The sequence below is a fragment of the Chitinibacter sp. FCG-7 genome, from assembly GCF_040047665.1.
In the GTDB taxonomy this organism is placed as follows: Bacteria; Pseudomonadota; Gammaproteobacteria; order Burkholderiales; family Chitinibacteraceae; genus Chitinibacter; species Chitinibacter mangrovi.
Genome location: NZ_CP157355.1, coordinates 37,071 through 52,608, shown reverse-complemented (window position 1 = coordinate 52,608; position 15,538 = coordinate 37,071). Strand labels below are relative to the sequence as shown.

The following is a 15,538-nucleotide window of genomic DNA, read 5'->3' as shown; positions in this document are numbered from 1 at the left end:
TTGAATTGGCTTTAATGGGTATCTGTCTGCAGGTCTTGTCTATATTCCGCTGTAGGCATATACCCATGGCTTATTTTCTGGCCTTGTCCACTTGCTTGGCAAGCTTTTTGGCTGCTGCCGGTTTGGGCAGATCGTCGCCATTGACATAGGCTTTCTTGATTTCATCGGCCAATTGCAACACCGCAGTCGCGTACAGCGTGCTCTTGTTGTAGCGGGTGATCACGTAGAAATTGTTAAAGCCCAAAAAGTGCTGGATAAAGCCCGGCTCGGTTTCCAGTGTGTAGAGCACTGCTTGCTGCTTGGTGTTGACTTCATTAATCGGTGCCACGCCTTTGGCGATCAGCTCGTCCACGGTGTAGTGCAGCTTGAATTTATCGGCCACCAATTGAGTCGGATCGCCATTGAAGTTGACCGCGGTGTAGGTGTCGCCGCCGTCTTGCCAGCCGTGCTGATTCAGGTAGTAGGCCACCGAGGCCATCGCGTCGCCGGGGTTGCTCCAGATGTCGTGAAAGCCGTCTTTGTCCCAGTCTTGCGCCCATTTGCGAAACGAGGTGGGCATAAATTGGGGCCAGCCCATCGCGCCGGCGTAGCTGCCTTTAAAGCTCAGTGGGTCTTTCTTCTCTTCGCGCGCCAGTAGGAATAGTTGGGTGAGCTCTCCCTGGAAATATTCAGCGCGGCGCGGGTAATTAAATGCAATGGTTGATAGCGCATCGACAATCCGGAATGAGCCGGTGTATCGGCCGTAATTCGTTTCTGCGCCTAGGATGGCGAGCAATACCTCGGGGGCAACTTGGTATTTGCGCGTGATGTCGCCAAGCAAAATCGCATTTTCGCGCCAGAATTTGGCGCCATTGTTAATGCGGGTTTTGTTAACGAAATTGGCTTCAAATTCATGCCATGGGCGGCTGGTGGAGGGCTTGTCCAAGATCGTGATGATATTGCCTTTGAATTCGGCCTGTTGCAGCCAGCCCGCGATTTCCTCGGGGGCAAAGCCATGATCCAGTGCAGTTTTGTTGATGTATTGCTGCACTTCAGGGCGGCTGATTAATTCGTCGTCGGCCAAGACGGCGGTGCTGCTGAGGGTGAGGAGGAGGGTCGCGGCTAGGGTTTTGAAATTCATGGTTCGCTCAGTTTTGGGGTCGGATTCGGCGCGCTGGCGCTGAACGGGGCGTAGGTCGGTGATTCACCTGCGCCGGATTAATTGGGTTAGTTCGCTTAATGAGTACTTAATTAGAGAGGGCCGAGCTCAGCAGCTTGGCGGTGATGTCCACAATCGGTATCACGCGCTCGTACGCCATTCGCGTTGGGCCAATCACGCCCAGCGTGCCAACGACTTCGCCATTGACTTGATAGGGCGCAGTAATTACCGAGCATTCATCGAGCGGCGCTAGGCCCGACTCGCCACCAATATAAATCTGTACGCCTTCGGCGTGGTGGCCTTGCTCAAGTAATTGCAATAGGGCGGTTTTTTGTTCAAAAAGTTCAAATAGCTGACGCATGCGCTGCATATCGCCGGAAAAATCATGCAGGCCTAATAATTGGTGCTCGCCAGCAATCACCATATGTTCGCTATTGAGATTGCTGCTGACTGCCACAGCGGCATTCATCAGGCTGGTCAGGTCTTGTTTGACGCGAATGACATCGCTTTGCAGCCAGCCCAGTAGATTGCTCAGCGTTTTTCCGGCGCAATGCTCATTTAAAAAGTTAGCAGCGTTGATGAGCTCGTTGGGCGCAAAATGGCGCTCGGTTTGCACGATGCGGTTTTGCACATCGCCATCATTGGTCACCAAAATCAGCAACACGCGCTTATCACCGAGTGGCAAAAATTCGATTTGCTTTAAATGCAGCTCGCTGCGCTTGGGCGTCATCACCACGCCAGCAAATTGCGTCAGCTGTGACAATAATTGCGACGCCGCCACAATGCTGTGCTGCGGATTATCATTGGGTAGCGCATGCGTGGTGGTGATCTGGATTTGCTCCAGCGGCTGCACTGCCAGCAGCGTATCGACAAACAGCCGATAGCCTTGCGCGGTGGGAATCCGCCCCGCCGAAGTATGCGGGCTGGCCACCAGACCCAGATGCTCCAGATCGGCCATCACATTGCGGATCGTCGCACTGCTGACATCCAGCCCCGAAAATTGCGACAAGGCTTTCGAGCCCACCGGCTGGCCGTCGGCGATATAGCGCTCGACCAGCGTTTTGAGCAGAATTTGAGATCGGTCGTTCAGATGCATGGGATTACCTAAGTCAAAAACGAGCGAAAAGTATGAAGTGCAAGGCAGAAAATGGCGAAAACCGGAGTTTACTCGAGTAAATGAGGATTTTGAGCCATTTTTTCGATGCGTAGCGAGTGCAGAGCTAGCAGCAATTCATGCTTTGCAGCCGTTTTTCGCTGGATTTTACCTGCTCTTTGGTATATTAATGCGGCTGCTCCCCGATAAATTCAAGCCTTCAACGCCATGCACAGCCTATTCAAAACCATCGCCCTTGTGGGGCGCCTCAATACGCCATCGCTGGGCGACCCGATCCGCCGCCTCGCGGCCCTGCTCGAATCGTGCGATGTCAAAGTCCTGATCGAAGGCAAAATTGCGCAAGAGCATGAAATTAGCGCTTACCAATGCGTTGATCGCGATCACATCGGTAAGCTGGCCGATCTGGTGATTGTGCTAGGGGGGGATGGTACCATGCTGTCAGTCGCACGGTTATTGGCACCGTACCGTATACCTCTGATGGGTATTAATCAGGGGCGGCTGGGCTTTATGACTGATATTCCATTGCATGAGATGGAAAAATCGGTCCCCAATATTCTGGCCGGGCAATTTGTCCCTGAAGAGCGCATCTTGCTCGAAGCGAGCATTTTGCGCGAGGGCAAAACCATTAATACCTCGCTGGCGTTTAACGATGTGGTATTTAGCCGTGGCTCGATAGGTTCGATGATTGAATTCGAGATTTTTGTTGATAGCCAGTTTGTCTACAGTCAGCGCTCGGATGGCTTAGTCGTTTCAACACCAACCGGCTCGACCGCGTATGCGCTGGCCTCCGGCGGCCCGATTTTGCACCCATCGCTACCGGCGATTACCTTGGTGCCGATCTGCCCGCAATCACTGTCGAATCGCCCGATTGTGGTGTCTGAAAACGCCCAAGTCGAATTTCTGCTCACCCGCGGCCAAGACGCTCGGGTGTATTTCGACAATCAATCCGATTTTGAACTACAGGAAATGGATAAAGTCCTGATCCGCCGCTATACCAACTCGCTGCGCATTCTGCATCCGCATGGGTATAGCTACTACGATATGTTGCGGGCTAAGTTGCGCTGGGGTGAGAAGTTATTGTAATCACCGCTGGAAACTACTGCGAAGCTTGATTACTGCGTTAAAAATCTCCTCAAAATCCTCATTTACCTCGGTAAATTCCGGTTTTTCGTCGATTTTTGCCTTGTACTCAAGTTTCTCGCTACGTTTCCAGCTCGCTTTTTATTCTTTTCTAGTCGGTCGATAAAACTGATTTTGCAGTTAATCGCCCACATCCTGTTTTTCCCTCTTGCCCAAAATCCAAACTTTCCTTAAAGTGAACGTTCGTTCTTATTGAGGCGCGCCGCTCCATGCTGTCTGCTCTGCATTTACGCGATTTTGTTATTGTTCGTGAACTTGATCTGGATTTTGCCAACGGCCTAACGGTGCTCACCGGCGAAACCGGCGCGGGCAAATCGATCATTATCGATGCACTCGGCTTGTTGCTGGGCGAGCGCGCCGATGCGGGTGTGGTGCGTCATGGTTGCGAGCGTGCCGAGTTGTCTGCGGAGTTTGCCACCAGCAATCTGCCGCAAGTGGCTGCGTGGCTCGCGGAGCAAGGCTTTAGTGATGAGGGCGATCAGTTGCTGATTCGCCGCATTATCGACGCCAGCGGCAAATCGCGCTCGTTCATTAATGGCAGCCCAGCAACCTTAAATCAGCTCAAAGCAGTGGGCGAGTGGCTGGTCGATATTCATGGTCAGCACGCGCATCAATCGCTATTGCGACACGACGCGCAGCGCGAATTGGTCGATGCCTATGCTGGCGCGACAAATCTGGCGCGTGAGGTCGCCAAGCATTACCAACACTGGCATAGCCTGGCGAACGAGCTGCAATCGGCTGAGCAAAATGCCGATCGTTTCGAGGCGGAGCGCGAGCGGCTGCAATGGCAAATTGATGAAATTGGCGGCTTGGCGATTGCCGCAGATGAATGGCCGGAATTACAGGCCGAACATAAACGCCTGCACCACGCCGCTAGCCTGATTGAAGGTGTACAAAGCGGCCTGGATGCATTGGCCGATGGCGATGACAATTGCCAAAGCTGGCTGGCTACCGTTGCCCATCGCCTGAGTCAGCTCGCCGAGTTCGATCCGGCGATTAATGAAACGCTGGAATTGCTGGCTGGCGCAGAGGCACAGCTATCCGAATCAGTATCAAGCTTGCGCCATTATGCTGATCGACTGGAGCTCGACCCGAGCCGCTTGGCCGATGTTGAAGCGCGGATGGATTCGCTATATCGCGCCGGGCGTAAATACCGCGTTGATCCTTCCATGTTGGTTGAGCAATTGGCCGAGTGGCAGGCGCGTTTGGCCGAGTTGGGCGGCGCAGAAGGGCTCGATGCCTTGCGTAAACAGGTCGCGCAAGCCGAAAGCCAGTTCCGCAAACACGCGGAAAACTTATCCAAGCAACGCGCCAAAGCGGCTAAGACCTTATCCAAGCTCGTGACTGAACAAATGCAAACGCTAGCACTGTCGGGTAGCCGTTGCGAAGTGGTATTAATTGAACAAACGCAGCCTGCCGCATTTGGCCTAGAGCAAATCGAGCTGCAAACGGCGAATCACCCCGCCTCTCCGTTGCGGCCAATGGCCAAAGTGGCCTCAGGCGGCGAATTGTCGCGCATTAGCTTGGCGCTGCAAGTGGTGACCAGCCAGGTGGCGAATGTGCCAACGCTGATTTTTGACGAGGTCGATGTTGGTATCGGCGGGCGTGTGGCCGAAATTGTTGGGCGGCTGTTGTCTGAGCTTGGCCAAAGCCGTCAGGTGCTGTGCATCACACATTTGCCGCAAGTGGCCGCCTGCGGCGCGCAGCATTTGCAAGTGGCCAAAGCGCAAGCCAAAGACGGCGTGCGCAGCAGTATTGCGCAATTAAGCCATGAAGAGCGCATTGAAGAAATTGCGCGCATGCTCGGTGGGCTCGAAATCACCGATACGACGCGTCAGCACGCGGCCGAGATGTTGGCTTAGGTAGGTAGCTTGGCGGTATCATAGTCGGCTTGATGAAGGCGTTTGATACCCGATGAGTGATCTTGAGTTTATGCAGGCCGCTCTGGCCGAGGCCGCTAAAGCGGCGGCGCAGGGCGAGGTGCCTGTTGGTGCGGTGGTGGTGCATCAGGGGCAAATCATCGCCCGCGCGCATAATCAACCGATTGCGACGCACGACCCGAGTGCGCACGCCGAAATGCTGGCGATCCGCGCCGCTGCCCAGCAGCTGGGCAATTACCGCCTTAGCGATTGCGAGCTGTATGTAACGCTCGAGCCTTGCATCATGTGCGCTGGCGCGATTTTGCACTCACGCCTCAAGCGGGTGGTTTACGCCACAAATGATGCCAAAACCGGTGCGGCGGGCAGCGTAATCAACCCATTCGCCGAACCCAAACTCAATCACCAGACGCACATCGAATCTGGCTTGTGCCAGCATGAAGCCAGTGCCTTGTTGGGCGATTTTTTTGCCCAGCGCCGAGCCGCGCAGAAAAAAACCAGCCGGGATATTGAGATTGCAGGATTGAATAATCTGCGAGATCTGGGCGGACTAAAAACTGCCGATGGCCGCACGGTGAAAACGGGAATGGTGTTTCGCTCCGAGCAATGGTTTGGCTTACCTGAGTCAAGCTTGAAAGCCGCGCAGGCATTGCAGCTGCGCAGCGTGTGGGATTTTCGCTCCTATGGTGAGCAAGTGCGCCATCCAGATCCGCACCTGCCGGGCGCGGAAAACTACTGGCTGGATGTGCTCGCCGATACCGAGCAAACCTTGGCCTTCGATGTCGCCCAAATGCTCGAGCGCCCCGATTTGCTGCAGCGGCATCTGGGCAATGGCGGTGCTGAGCAGATGATGCTAGCGCTGTACCGCGATCTGGTGGCTAGCCCGACAGCGCAGCAGGTATATGCTCACTGGCTAAATACTATCTGCTCTACAGAGCAATACCCCTTGCTGATTCACTGCACGGCAGGCAAAGACCGTACCGGCTGGGCATCCGTTTTGCTGCTCAGTCTTCTGGGTGTGCCGCACGAGGCCATTTTGCGTGATTATCTGAGCAGCCACGACAAAGTGATTGCCAAATACCAGCCGCTGATCGAGCGCTGTGTGGCGGCTGGTGGCGACATTCGTATTCTGCACGCTATTTTTGGCGTGCAGGCGCAATACTTGAAAGCCGCCATGCACGAAGTGAAAAAGCAGGCCGGTTCGATGCCCCATTATCTTGCCGATGTCTTGGGGCTGACTGCTAATCTACAGGCGGCACTGAAGGAGCGCTTGCTCTCGGAGTAATTCATTCCATTGGTCAGCAGGGCGCGGCTTTAAAGCGTGTATTTCGTCGGCGACAGCATAGCTTGAATCAGCATGTTTGAAAGGAGATGCCATCATGCGCAATATCTTGCTGATTTCTGTCGCCATGTTGTGTGCGACAACTGCGCAGGCCGATGTGCTCGACGACAGCGCACAACGTACCAATACCATTGCGGCCAAGCAAAATAGCCAGCAAGTGGGCGAGCGTCTGGCGGCTAATTACTCGCAGTTGGCAGGCTCGACACAAAATGCTACAGCGCTGGTGAGCGGATTACGCTCGGGGCAAAACATCACGCTGACAAGCACTTCCGGCACCACCAGCACGATCACCGGAACAGGAAAAGGCATGGGCTGGGGTGAGGTGAATATTGCTTTGTCGCTGGCGCAAACCAGCTTGCAAAAGAGCAATATCAGCAACCCGACTTCTGCCGAGCTGGCGCAAGCCATGTCGAATATTACTTCTTTACGTGCATCAGGGATGGGCTGGGGAGCGATTGCCAATTCAATGGGGCTTAATCTGGGTAGTGTCGTCTCTAAAAGCCGTGCCAATGAGCGCGCTTTATCGCAGCAAAACCGCCGGAGCGAAGTGGTCAAAAATCAGTCGCAGAATAAAAAATCCAGCCAGCATCACAGCAGCAAAGACACGGCGAACAGCGGGAAATCACCAGGGTCAGGCTCCGATAACGGAAAAGGTGGCGGTCAAGGTGGTGGACGCGGAAATGGCAATGGTAACGGCGGCGGGAATGGTGGAGGAAACGGCGGTGGAAATGGTGGTGGGAACGGAGGAGGGAACGGCAATGGCGGTGGCCGCTCCTGATCGTATCTAGGCTCATCTTGGCGTGTAGAAAACGCCGCTAGCTCGCTAGTGCAGATAGCGCCCACAGGCTGGCATCAATCTGGATCCGGTTAAATTCTGCACTGTCGAGCTGGCATTGAGCCAGCAAATCTTCGGGCGGCCAGCCCAGCTCGCTGCATTCAGCCAGCTGCAGGTAGGGGGTGAATGCAGTGGCTTTATCTTGCAGTGTATCGCTGATGGTCGCGGGTGGATTTAGCTCTGCCAGCAGTAGTGAGCGTGGTACACGCAGCAAAAAATCCAGCAGCGAAAATAGCCCAGTCAGAAACAATAATTCACATTCACTCGCACTAAATCGCGTGGCCGCTGCCAGCTCCATCAGCCGTGCGCGCGTCAGAGCGGTTTCCAGTAGCGTCTGGTCCAGCTCCTGATCGCCTTTGCAGGAAAACAGCAGTAAAGACAGCCAGCGGTACAGGCGCTGATTGCCAACCACGACAATAGCCTGATCCAGATTGCTGATCGGCTGCGCCAAACCCAGCGCCGCAGAATTGACGTAGCGCAGCAGGCGTGCGCTCAGTGCCGGATCACTTTTCAGCTCGGCAGCAATGATTTTTGCATCGGTGTTTTGGCGGACCAGATTGAGCACCTGATTTAGCCGCAAAAAGCTGTCCGGAAAGCTCAGCTGCTGGGCCTGGGGCCAATTGAAAACACGTCCGCTGACGTAGTCGGCACCCAGCTGAAAGCAGGCCTCAGCCGCTTCACGGCTGTCGATGTCGTTGACCCAGAGTTGGGCATTCGGCGCAATTTTCCGGCACTCGTTCACCTGCTGGCTGAGTACAGCAAAATCAGGCGATTGCACGTTGAGTTCAATCAGGGCCAGGCGTTCACCAAGCTGGGGCTGACTCAGATGCCAGCGTTTGGCGGTAGCACCGATGCTGTAGCTGGCTGACAAATCGCCCAGTACAGCGTTGATATCGAGTGACGTCCAATCCGGTTCGCCGTGCGCAATAATCGTGATGGCCGTGCTGCCGTTGAAATGATGCTGGCTCAGTAGTGGCAGATTTTTCCAGTGCACACCCAGCCAGATGCCGCTGCTCATCGTTTGCGCTTCCAGTAGCCGCTCTATTTCGCACAACAGCACTTCATCGTGGCTGTATTCTTCGCCCTGATGTTCGTGATGAGAGAGCTCGCGCAAGGTGAAGCTGTAGGCGGCAATTTGCCAATGCGCGTTGTAAACCGCCCGCCGGCGCAGCAGGCCGGGCAGGGTTGGTGGCATTTGCGATCGCGGAACGGCTGGCGTAGCGGCAGAGGCGGCAGTAGCGGGGGCCGGCGATGCCTCTGGCAGAATTTTGTTCAATAGCCAATTGAGCATGCGGATACCCTCACCGAAACGAATGGTTCAGCATAGTGAGCAATCCGCGGCCCTACCAGTGCCACCCGACGCTTGCTTTGCGATTGGCTTGCACCATTGTGGTCACATAGCTTGTGGTGATATGCAACTCAGGTTGATGCCCTGAGCTGCTTGGTTAGCCGTACACGGGTTGAAACAGGTCGCGCAAGCCCTGGCCAGGTGATGGCTGGCGCATAAATGCCTCGCCGACCAGATAGGTGTGTACATTGTGATCGCGCATCAGTTGCACATCGGCAGCAGTGTGAATGCCGCTTTCGCACACGGCAATGCGGCCATCGGCAACGATACGCGGCAGCAGGTCAATCGTCGTTTGCAGGCTGACTTCAAAAGTGCGCAGATTGCGGTTGTTCACGCCCAAGAGCGGCGTTTTTAGATGCAGCGCAGCGTCGAGCTCTGCAGCATTATGCACTTCAACTAGCACGCCCATGCCTAGACCATGTGCAATCGCTTCAAAATCCTGCATCTGCTTCACATCCAGCTCGGCGGCGATCAATAAAATGCAGTCCGCACCCCAGGCGCGGGCCTCATAAAACTGATATTCATCGACCATAAAGTCTTTGCGCAGCGCCGGAATGCTACATGCTGCACGAGCGGCTTTGAGGTAATCGGCATGGCCCTGGAAATACTGCACATCAGTCAGTACCGACAGGCAGGCCGCGCCATTCGCTTCGTAATCGGGCGCAATTTCAGCTGGATCAAACGGATCGCGCATCACGCCTTTGGACGGGCTCGCCTTTTTTATCTCGGAAATCACCGCGGCCTGTTTGATGGCATGCTTGGCGCGAATTGCGCCGACAAAATCACGGTGATCCTTGTTCGCTTCGGCTTGTGCGCGGATCTCAGTAAGCGGAATCAGTTTTTTTGCTGCAGCGACTTCTTCAAACTTCGTCGCCCAGATTTTTTTCAGGATGTCAGACATTTGTATTTCACTCGTAAAGGGGATGCAAACAGCATGGCTTAATTAAAATTTATTGGTGCGGGACAATTTATCAGTGTTTTTCTTTTAATCTTCGCCAGCACCAGAACGTGCAAAGCAGCATTGCGAAGGCGATTGTGGCTAATAAGGTGGCATAGCCTTGTGCGGCAGTGCCATTTTGAAATAAGTATTCGCCAACCCGTTGTGCATGGGTGCAAATCGCCCCAGGGTGCTTCTGCAGGCATCGTCCATCCATGGAGTTGGTTTGCCAAGCTGTCAGTGCTTCCCATAAAAATACAAAGGACGTTAAGGTTACAACCAGCAATATTGCAAAGGCACTTCGATGCAGGCTTGGCATGATGGTTTCTCTAGATATCCAATCTCTTTTGCTAATTCTGTTCAGCTATAGGCTTTTCCCATCAAAGACATCTTGCGGCAGTGTCAGTGGATTAAGGTCCTCTAAGCAGCCCACATTGACGCGGTAGTAGCCCGCTTTTCGCATTGTTTGATGAAATGGATAAATCCCGCACACTTTGCAGAAGTAATGCTTGGCAACACCAGAGCCAAATTGGTAAATGCTCAATTGCTCCTCGCCAGATTCAATTACCAGTTCTTCCGGCGAATAAATATGCGGTGTCATCAGCGCGCCTTTGCGTTGGCAGAGCGAGCAGTTGCAGCGCACGCCCGAGGTGATTTCGGGTGAGCTGATGCGAAATTTCACTGCGCCGCAATGGCAACTGCCGCGATAAAGGCGTGTGCTTTGCATTACTGGGCGAGGCCTTGGGTGAATTTAACCAGCGCGTCCAGCTTGGCTTTGGCTGCGCCGCTCACCAGCATTTCATTCGCGGCGTTAATGCCGTCTTCCAGTGTCACGGCCAGATTGGCGGCGTAAATGGCTGCACCGGCGTTAAGCAGTACGATGTCGCGGCAAGGGCCAGTCTTTGTGCCGTCCAGAATGCCTTCGATAATCGCTTTGGATTCAGCCGCGTTGCCCGCGTGCAGCGCTTTGATGTCAGCCAGCTCAAAGCCCAGATCGCGCGGGTCTAGCTCGTATTCGATAATGTCGCCGTCTTTGAGTTCGGCAATCATCGTCGGTGTGCTGATCGAGATTTCATCCATGCCGTCTTTGCCATGCACGATGAGTATGTGCTTGGAGCCCAATTGCTTCAAGACTCGCGCCTGTATACCCACCAGATCGGGATGGAAAACACCCATCACCTGATTGTCGGCACCGGCTGGATTGGTCAATGGCCCAAGGATATTGAAGATCGTGCGCACGCCCAGCTCTTTGCGCACCGGCGCGACGTATTTCATCGCGCTGTGATGGTTAGGCGCAAACATAAAGCCCAGACCCACTTCGTCGATGCACTGGCCAACTTGTTCGGCGGTCAGATTTAAATTAACGCCAAATGCCTCAAGCACATCCGCTGAGCCCGAACTCGATGACACCGAGCGCCCGCCATGTTTAGCGACTTTGGCACCTGCAGCAGCGGCAACAAAGGCCGAGCAGGTCGAAATATTGAAGGTATGTGCGCCATCGCCGCCGGTGCCACAGGTATCCACCAGATGGCTGCGGTCCTGTACGGCGACTTTGGTCGAAAATTCGCGCATTACCGTGGCGGCTGCGGCGATTTCGGATACGCTTTCCACCTTGGTGCGCAGGCCAATCAATAGTGCGGCGGTTTGCGCTTGTGTCATTTCGCCCGACATGATCTGGCGCATCAGGTGCAGCATTTCGTCGTAAAACAGCTCGTTATTGTCGATTAGGCGGTTCAGGGCAGCTTGGATGGTGATCATGGTGAGTCTCTGTCAGTCGGCGCTAATGGATTAGCGGGTGTAATAGATTGATAAGGCATGCGCACGAGCCCGATTCAAATCGGTTTCGCAGCTTAGTCTTGACCCCGCTTGCGATGCTGCGATCCAGTTGCAATGCGCCACTTTATAGAGTGCATAAGCTTTGATCTCTTGGCTAAGCGTCTTGCTGGCCTGATCCGACTTCGCGGCTGAGTCTAATCGCTTCATGGCGGCCATCGCAGCGGTTTCGGCATTTTTAAGGTCTTGCTCTGCTTGCGCAAACAGCCTGGCTGCGCAGCCGTCCAGTTTGCCTTTGCTTGCCGCACAGTCCTGTTCGGCGCCTGGCTCAGCGAGTAACAGGGTTTGAATGTGCGTGCGCGTGGAGGGCGTCTGGGCGTGTGCGGCTGTGCTGGCCAAAGACAGAGATAAACACAAAACAATGACGCTGGCGTGGATTGATTTCATTTTTAGCATGCAAAAGGCCGCAGTCCGCGGCCTTGGGCTTTTACGCAAATTCGATGAGGAAGTTATTGAGCATTTTATGCCCATGCTCGGTCAGGATCGATTCGGGGTGAAACTGCACGCCCTCGATCGCCAGTGTTTTGTGGCGTACGCCCATGATCTCGCCATCTTCAGTCCAGGCGGTCACTTCTAGGCAATCGGGCAAAGATTCACGTTCAATCGCCAGCGAGTGATAGCGCGTCACCGTTACCGGGGAGGGTATGTCTTTGAACATGCCGGTATTGTTATGGATAACGGGCGATACCTTGCCATGCATCAGGGTTTTGGCGTGCAATACCGTGCCGCCAAAGGCTTCGCCAATTGACTGATGGCCCAGGCAGACGCCCATGATCGGCAGCTTGCCAGCAAAATGCTTGATCGCCGGAACAGAAATGCCGGCTTCCAGCGGCGAGCAGGGGCCTGGGGAAATCACCAGATATTTCGGCTTAAGCGCTTCGATCTGTTCAAGCGTAATTTCATCGTTGCGGTGGACATGAACGTCCTGACCTAGTTCGCCAAAATATTGCACCAGATTGTAGGTGAACGAGTCATAGTTATCGATCATCAAGAGCATTTGTAGTCTCCAGCCCTTGATTTTGTTGGGCTTGCCTTTGTTAATGTTGAACTGTTACACGGTTTATTACACGGTTTTTCGTTCGCTGGTGTGTAGTGCGTCGTATTGCGCCGCCAAATGATCCCCGCTTTGATTCCCGTGGCTGATGCCGGGCGTGGTGTCGGTGCAGACGGCATCGTTGATGCGGGTAAATTATGGCGCGTTGCCGCCAATGCGTCCAGCAAAACGCAGGCTGGCCGCGCTTTGGTGCCGCAGCTTGGGCAGTGGCGGTGCGTGCAGCGCAAAAAACTCAGGCAAGTCAGTCATAATAGGGGGCAGGCTCCGGTTTTTCGGCCAGCGGAAGATTGAAAAGCAAGGCCATGAATTGAGCACGCCACCGTGTTTCATGCCGAACCCTGAGATACTATTTGCTCAACGCACTTAAAACATGTGAATCAATGAATAACTTGAATGCTGATTTGCCCAGTGAAGCCGATTTACCCAATGAGACCTTACAGCTCAAGCTGACTGCGCTGCAACACGTGCTGTCTTATCGAAATATATTTGTAATCAGCTTTTTTAGTTCGGGCGAAATTCTGTCGCACAATTACCCCTCGCACGACAATGCCAAGCGCTTGGAAGACTTTGCTTTTTTGATTGGCAAAGACAATCTGCTTGCCATTAGTGCGCTGAGCAAAACCTCGGTTACCGGCGCTGACGGTTGGAAATTTTATAATCGCAATCTGCAACTGCATTTATTTCGCGTCAATGCGCAATTGTGGAATCTGGAAGTAGGCTCGCAAGAGGAAGAAAACGATGCGCATTTGAGCAACCCGGATTTTGAGAAGTTTTATAGCCTGACCGAAACGCTGAGCGATGTGCGCGAATGGCAGGATGGCGGGGAAATGGACGAATTGCTTGAACGGATTCGTAGTGTGCATCTCCCCAAAATCCGCCAGATCAAAGCGTCGATCACAGATCCGATTTTGAGCATGTGCCTTGATTTAATTGAAGGCATGGTGGTGTCTACACTGAACGACGACGCCGACATTGATGCCAGCTTGTATGCGCTGTTGACGCCGTCCGAAGTACAGGTGGCCAAGTTTATCAAGCTGGGTATGTCGACCAAGGAGATTGCGACCAGCCTGAGCGTGGCGTCGAAGACGGTTGAAAACCATCGCAACAGCCTGCGCGCCAAATTGGGCATTACCAATAAAGGCATCAACCTGCGCAATTATCTGATCGCCCTGGGCTCTCACCCAGGGGTATAGCCTGAAAATTAAGCCTGGTTAAGCCCTGCCAATACATACCCTTGCAGCCGCACGGGCACTGCATTCGCGGCTGGAATAGGCGCACAGATACGGTACATCGCTATTGATCGCCTCGTAGCCGCTGCGCAAGCCCACGACCAGCAGCCGCGGCCCCATTGCGCGGCTCAAGCCATCTACCATCTCGCGTGACGCCGCTTGTTGAAAGTCTTCGCCAGGTAGCGGGTAATTTTCCGTTACCGCCAGCACCAGTGCGGTGGATGATGACGCCTGATCAAGCAGCCAGGCCTGCGCCGCGTCATGATCTAGGATCAGCAAACGATCCGCCTCCAGATGCAGGCTCATTTCTGCGGCAAAGTAATCAAAGGCACTAATCGCCTGATTGGGGCCGATGCCGCGCGGATTCATCAAATTGGCATAGTCGGCCAGCGGTGTGGTTTGAATGACTACCACCTGCTGACCAGCCTGAATCGGCAATAAGCGCGCGGGATCACGCAATATTTTCACCGCGGCCTGCGCCGCCTGTTGTTCGATTTCCAGATGCGCTGGCAGATTAAAATCCTGATACAAGGCCATCGGTTGCAGACGCGCGAGTTTGAACGCAACCACGCGGCTGACGATGCTATCGAGCTCCGGGAAGCGCCCCGCACTTGCATCGGCCACAATCGCGTCCAGCATCGCCAATTGATTATCCAGATACGCGGTATCGTGATCGTAATGCTCTTCAGACAGCATCATCATGTCAATGCCCGCTTTAAACGCCAGCAGCGCCGCCTCAACCGGCGCGTAATTGCGGCGGATTGCGCCCATATTCATGCTGTCGGAAATTACAATCCCGCCAAAGCCCAGCTGCTCGCGCAGCACACCGCGCAAAATTGGCGCTGACAAGGTTGCAGGGTGCGCGGCGTCGATTTGCGGATAGCGGATGTGCGAGGTCATCACCAGATCAACGCCTGCATCGACTGCGGCTTTGAATGGCCATAAGTCTTCCTGCATTAATTGCGCGAATGATTTATCAACCACCGGAATCTCGCGGTGCGTATCCCCGGTGGTATCGCCGTGGCCCGGAAAATGTTTGGCGCACACGGTAATGCCGCCGCGATGCCCGCCCTGTACGTACCGCCGCGACATGTTGCGCGACGTGCTCAGGTATTTCGCCAAAAGCGCGCGTGTCGATGATGGGTGAATTGGGCTTGAGATTGACATCTGAACACGGCCCAAGCACGCAGTTAAAGCCCGCCGAGCGCATTTGCTCGCCAAACACGGTGTACATCGCCGACGTGAGCGTTGTTTGATTGGCCGCACCCAAAGCCAAATTGCCCGGCCCAGTTGTTGATTCGGGCGTCAGTACACTCCATGCGCCTTCTTGATCGACGCCCAGCAAGAGCGGCACATGCCGGGCACGCTGCGCGACGATCGTCGCCAGCGCCTGTGTTAATTGTCGCGCCTCGGAAAAAGTCTCGGCATTGTCCTGGCTCAGGTAACAACCGCCCAGATTATATTGCTCGACCAGAATGCGGGCGGCTTCGGCGTCTTTGCCCGGAAACGCCAGAATAAATAACTGACCTACTTTTTCCGCAATCGACCAGCTCGCAACGATTTCCGCAGCTTGAACACGGTAAGTTTCAAATAAATTCGACATGATAAAGACCTCTGAGCAAAAAACAGGCATAGCTTCGCCTGGGGTATCTATCAAATAGATAGATACCCAAAGGGGTTTACGGATATAC

General features: G+C 54.3%; 17 protein-coding genes. 6 read left to right on the top strand and 11 right to left on the bottom strand.

Annotation, left to right across the window (positions count from 1 at the left end):
• Positions 1-70: 70 nt before the first annotated feature.
• Entirely contained in the window at positions 71-1,120 is a 1,050-nt protein-coding gene (mltB, locus tag ABHF33_RS00220; RefSeq protein ID WP_348945079.1) for a lytic murein transglycosylase B, read from the bottom strand.
• Between the two features lie 106 nt (positions 1,121-1,226).
• Complete coding sequence (hrcA, locus tag ABHF33_RS00215) at positions 1,227-2,234, bottom strand: heat-inducible transcriptional repressor HrcA (protein ID WP_348945078.1); 1,008 nt, start codon at positions 2,232-2,234, stop codon at positions 1,227-1,229.
• Between the two features lie 225 nt (positions 2,235-2,459).
• Between hrcA and ABHF33_RS00210 the strand changes: the two genes are divergently transcribed.
• The 4 genes from ABHF33_RS00210 to ABHF33_RS00195 all read left to right on the top strand — a co-directional run bounded on the left by ABHF33_RS00210 (position 2,460) and on the right by ABHF33_RS00195 (position 7,389).
• Positions 2,460-3,335: an NAD kinase gene (locus tag ABHF33_RS00210; protein WP_157669373.1), complete on the top strand. Its 876-nt coding sequence runs from the start codon at positions 2,460-2,462 to the stop codon at positions 3,333-3,335.
• A 266-nt stretch (positions 3,336-3,601) separates the two neighbouring features.
• On the top strand, positions 3,602-5,254 hold the full coding sequence (recN, locus tag ABHF33_RS00205) for a DNA repair protein RecN (RefSeq protein ID WP_348945077.1): 1,653 nt from the start codon (positions 3,602-3,604) through the stop codon (positions 5,252-5,254).
• A 52-nt stretch (positions 5,255-5,306) separates the two neighbouring features.
• Entirely contained in the window at positions 5,307-6,554 is a 1,248-nt protein-coding gene (gene tadA / locus ABHF33_RS00200) for a tRNA adenosine(34) deaminase TadA (protein WP_348945076.1), read from the top strand.
• 94 nt (positions 6,555-6,648) lie between these two features.
• On the top strand, positions 6,649-7,389 hold the full coding sequence (locus ABHF33_RS00195; RefSeq protein ID WP_348945075.1) for a hypothetical protein: 741 nt from the start codon (positions 6,649-6,651) through the stop codon (positions 7,387-7,389).
• A 37-nt stretch (positions 7,390-7,426) separates the two neighbouring features.
• On the opposite strand, the gene ABHF33_RS00190 is transcribed toward ABHF33_RS00195, so the two are convergent.
• From ABHF33_RS00190 to ABHF33_RS00160, 7 genes are all read right to left on the bottom strand, one after another.
• The gene (locus tag ABHF33_RS00190; RefSeq protein WP_348945074.1) at positions 7,427-8,641 is read right to left on the bottom strand and encodes an EAL and HDOD domain-containing protein; all 1,215 of its coding nucleotides are present in this window, start codon (positions 8,639-8,641) and stop codon (positions 7,427-7,429) included.
• Positions 8,642-8,891: 250 nt separating this feature from the next.
• Positions 8,892-9,695, bottom strand: coding sequence for an indole-3-glycerol phosphate synthase TrpC (gene trpC, locus ABHF33_RS00185; RefSeq protein ID WP_348945073.1), 804 nt, complete (start codon positions 9,693-9,695; stop codon positions 8,892-8,894).
• Between the two features lie 70 nt (positions 9,696-9,765).
• Positions 9,766-10,050 carry a hypothetical protein gene (locus tag ABHF33_RS00180; protein ID WP_348945072.1) on the bottom strand — a complete coding sequence of 95 codons (285 nt, stop codon included), beginning with the start codon at positions 10,048-10,050 and terminating at the stop codon, positions 9,766-9,768.
• 45 nt (positions 10,051-10,095) lie between these two features.
• Entirely contained in the window at positions 10,096-10,458 is a 363-nt protein-coding gene (locus ABHF33_RS00175; RefSeq protein WP_348945071.1) for a GFA family protein, read from the bottom strand.
• Positions 10,458-11,489 carry an anthranilate phosphoribosyltransferase gene (trpD, locus tag ABHF33_RS00170; RefSeq protein WP_348945070.1) on the bottom strand — a complete coding sequence of 344 codons (1,032 nt, stop codon included), beginning with the start codon at positions 11,487-11,489 and terminating at the stop codon, positions 10,458-10,460. The genes ABHF33_RS00175 and trpD overlap by 1 nt, the downstream gene beginning before the upstream one ends.
• Before the next feature lie 30 nt (positions 11,490-11,519).
• Entirely contained in the window at positions 11,520-11,951 is a 432-nt protein-coding gene (locus ABHF33_RS00165) for a lysozyme inhibitor LprI family protein (protein ID WP_348945069.1), read from the bottom strand.
• A 40-nt stretch (positions 11,952-11,991) separates the two neighbouring features.
• A complete protein-coding gene (locus ABHF33_RS00160; RefSeq protein ID WP_348945068.1) occupies positions 11,992-12,561 on the bottom strand; it encodes an aminodeoxychorismate/anthranilate synthase component II in 570 nt (189 codons plus the stop codon).
• Positions 12,562-12,678: 117 nt separating this feature from the next.
• On the opposite strand from ABHF33_RS00160, the gene ABHF33_RS00155 reads away from it, so the two are divergent.
• On the top strand, positions 12,679-12,909 hold the full coding sequence (locus tag ABHF33_RS00155; RefSeq protein WP_348945067.1) for a hypothetical protein: 231 nt from the start codon (positions 12,679-12,681) through the stop codon (positions 12,907-12,909).
• A gap of 89 nt (positions 12,910-12,998) precedes the next feature.
• The gene (locus tag ABHF33_RS00150; protein WP_348945066.1) at positions 12,999-13,811 is read left to right on the top strand and encodes a helix-turn-helix transcriptional regulator; all 813 of its coding nucleotides are present in this window, start codon (positions 12,999-13,001) and stop codon (positions 13,809-13,811) included.
• An 18-nt stretch (positions 13,812-13,829) separates the two neighbouring features.
• Here the strand turns inward: ABHF33_RS00150 and ABHF33_RS00145 are convergent, their stop codons facing one another.
• Together ABHF33_RS00145 and ABHF33_RS00140 are read right to left on the bottom strand one after the other, a co-directional pair.
• A complete protein-coding gene (locus ABHF33_RS00145; RefSeq protein WP_348945065.1) occupies positions 13,830-14,939 on the bottom strand; it encodes a glycoside hydrolase family 3 N-terminal domain-containing protein in 1,110 nt (369 codons plus the stop codon).
• Positions 14,824-15,450, bottom strand: coding sequence for a glycoside hydrolase family 3 N-terminal domain-containing protein (locus tag ABHF33_RS00140; RefSeq protein ID WP_348945064.1), 627 nt, complete (start codon positions 15,448-15,450; stop codon positions 14,824-14,826). Before ABHF33_RS00140 ends, ABHF33_RS00145 begins: the two co-directional genes overlap by 116 nt.
• Positions 15,451-15,538 lie beyond the last annotated feature (88 nt).

Excerpts from the sequence above, each read along its gene's own strand:
- mltB (WP_348945079.1), bottom strand. The coding sequence starts at position 1,120 with ATGAATTTCAAAACCCTAGCCGCGACCCTCCTCCTCACCCTCAGCAGC.
- trpD (WP_348945070.1), bottom strand. The coding sequence starts at position 11,489 with ATGATCACCATCCAAGCTGCCCTGAACCGCCTAATCGACAATAACGAG.
- trpC (WP_348945073.1), bottom strand. The coding sequence starts at position 9,695 with ATGTCTGACATCCTGAAAAAAATCTGGGCGACGAAGTTTGAAGAAGTC.
- ABHF33_RS00195 (WP_348945075.1), top strand. The coding sequence starts at position 6,649 with ATGCGCAATATCTTGCTGATTTCTGTCGCCATGTTGTGTGCGACAACT.
- ABHF33_RS00140 (WP_348945064.1), bottom strand. The coding sequence starts at position 15,450 with ATGTCGAATTTATTTGAAACTTACCGTGTTCAAGCTGCGGAAATCGTT.
- ABHF33_RS00155 (WP_348945067.1), top strand. The coding sequence starts at position 12,679 with ATGATCCCCGCTTTGATTCCCGTGGCTGATGCCGGGCGTGGTGTCGGT.
- ABHF33_RS00190 (WP_348945074.1), bottom strand. The coding sequence starts at position 8,641 with ATGCCACCAACCCTGCCCGGCCTGCTGCGCCGGCGGGCGGTTTACAAC.
- ABHF33_RS00180 (WP_348945072.1), bottom strand. The coding sequence starts at position 10,050 with ATGCCAAGCCTGCATCGAAGTGCCTTTGCAATATTGCTGGTTGTAACC.
- recN (WP_348945077.1), top strand. The coding sequence starts at position 3,602 with ATGCTGTCTGCTCTGCATTTACGCGATTTTGTTATTGTTCGTGAACTT.
- ABHF33_RS00175 (WP_348945071.1), bottom strand. The coding sequence starts at position 10,458 with ATGCAAAGCACACGCCTTTATCGCGGCAGTTGCCATTGCGGCGCAGTG.
- ABHF33_RS00145 (WP_348945065.1), bottom strand. The coding sequence starts at position 14,939 with ATGTCGCGGCGGTACGTACAGGGCGGGCATCGCGGCGGCATTACCGTG.
- ABHF33_RS00160 (WP_348945068.1), bottom strand. The coding sequence starts at position 12,561 with ATGCTCTTGATGATCGATAACTATGACTCGTTCACCTACAATCTGGTG.
- ABHF33_RS00150 (WP_348945066.1), top strand. The coding sequence starts at position 12,999 with ATGAATAACTTGAATGCTGATTTGCCCAGTGAAGCCGATTTACCCAAT.
- ABHF33_RS00210 (WP_157669373.1), top strand. The coding sequence starts at position 2,460 with ATGCACAGCCTATTCAAAACCATCGCCCTTGTGGGGCGCCTCAATACG.
- ABHF33_RS00165 (WP_348945069.1), bottom strand. The coding sequence starts at position 11,951 with ATGAAATCAATCCACGCCAGCGTCATTGTTTTGTGTTTATCTCTGTCT.
- tadA (WP_348945076.1), top strand. The coding sequence starts at position 5,307 with ATGAGTGATCTTGAGTTTATGCAGGCCGCTCTGGCCGAGGCCGCTAAA.
- hrcA (WP_348945078.1), bottom strand. The coding sequence starts at position 2,234 with ATGCATCTGAACGACCGATCTCAAATTCTGCTCAAAACGCTGGTCGAG.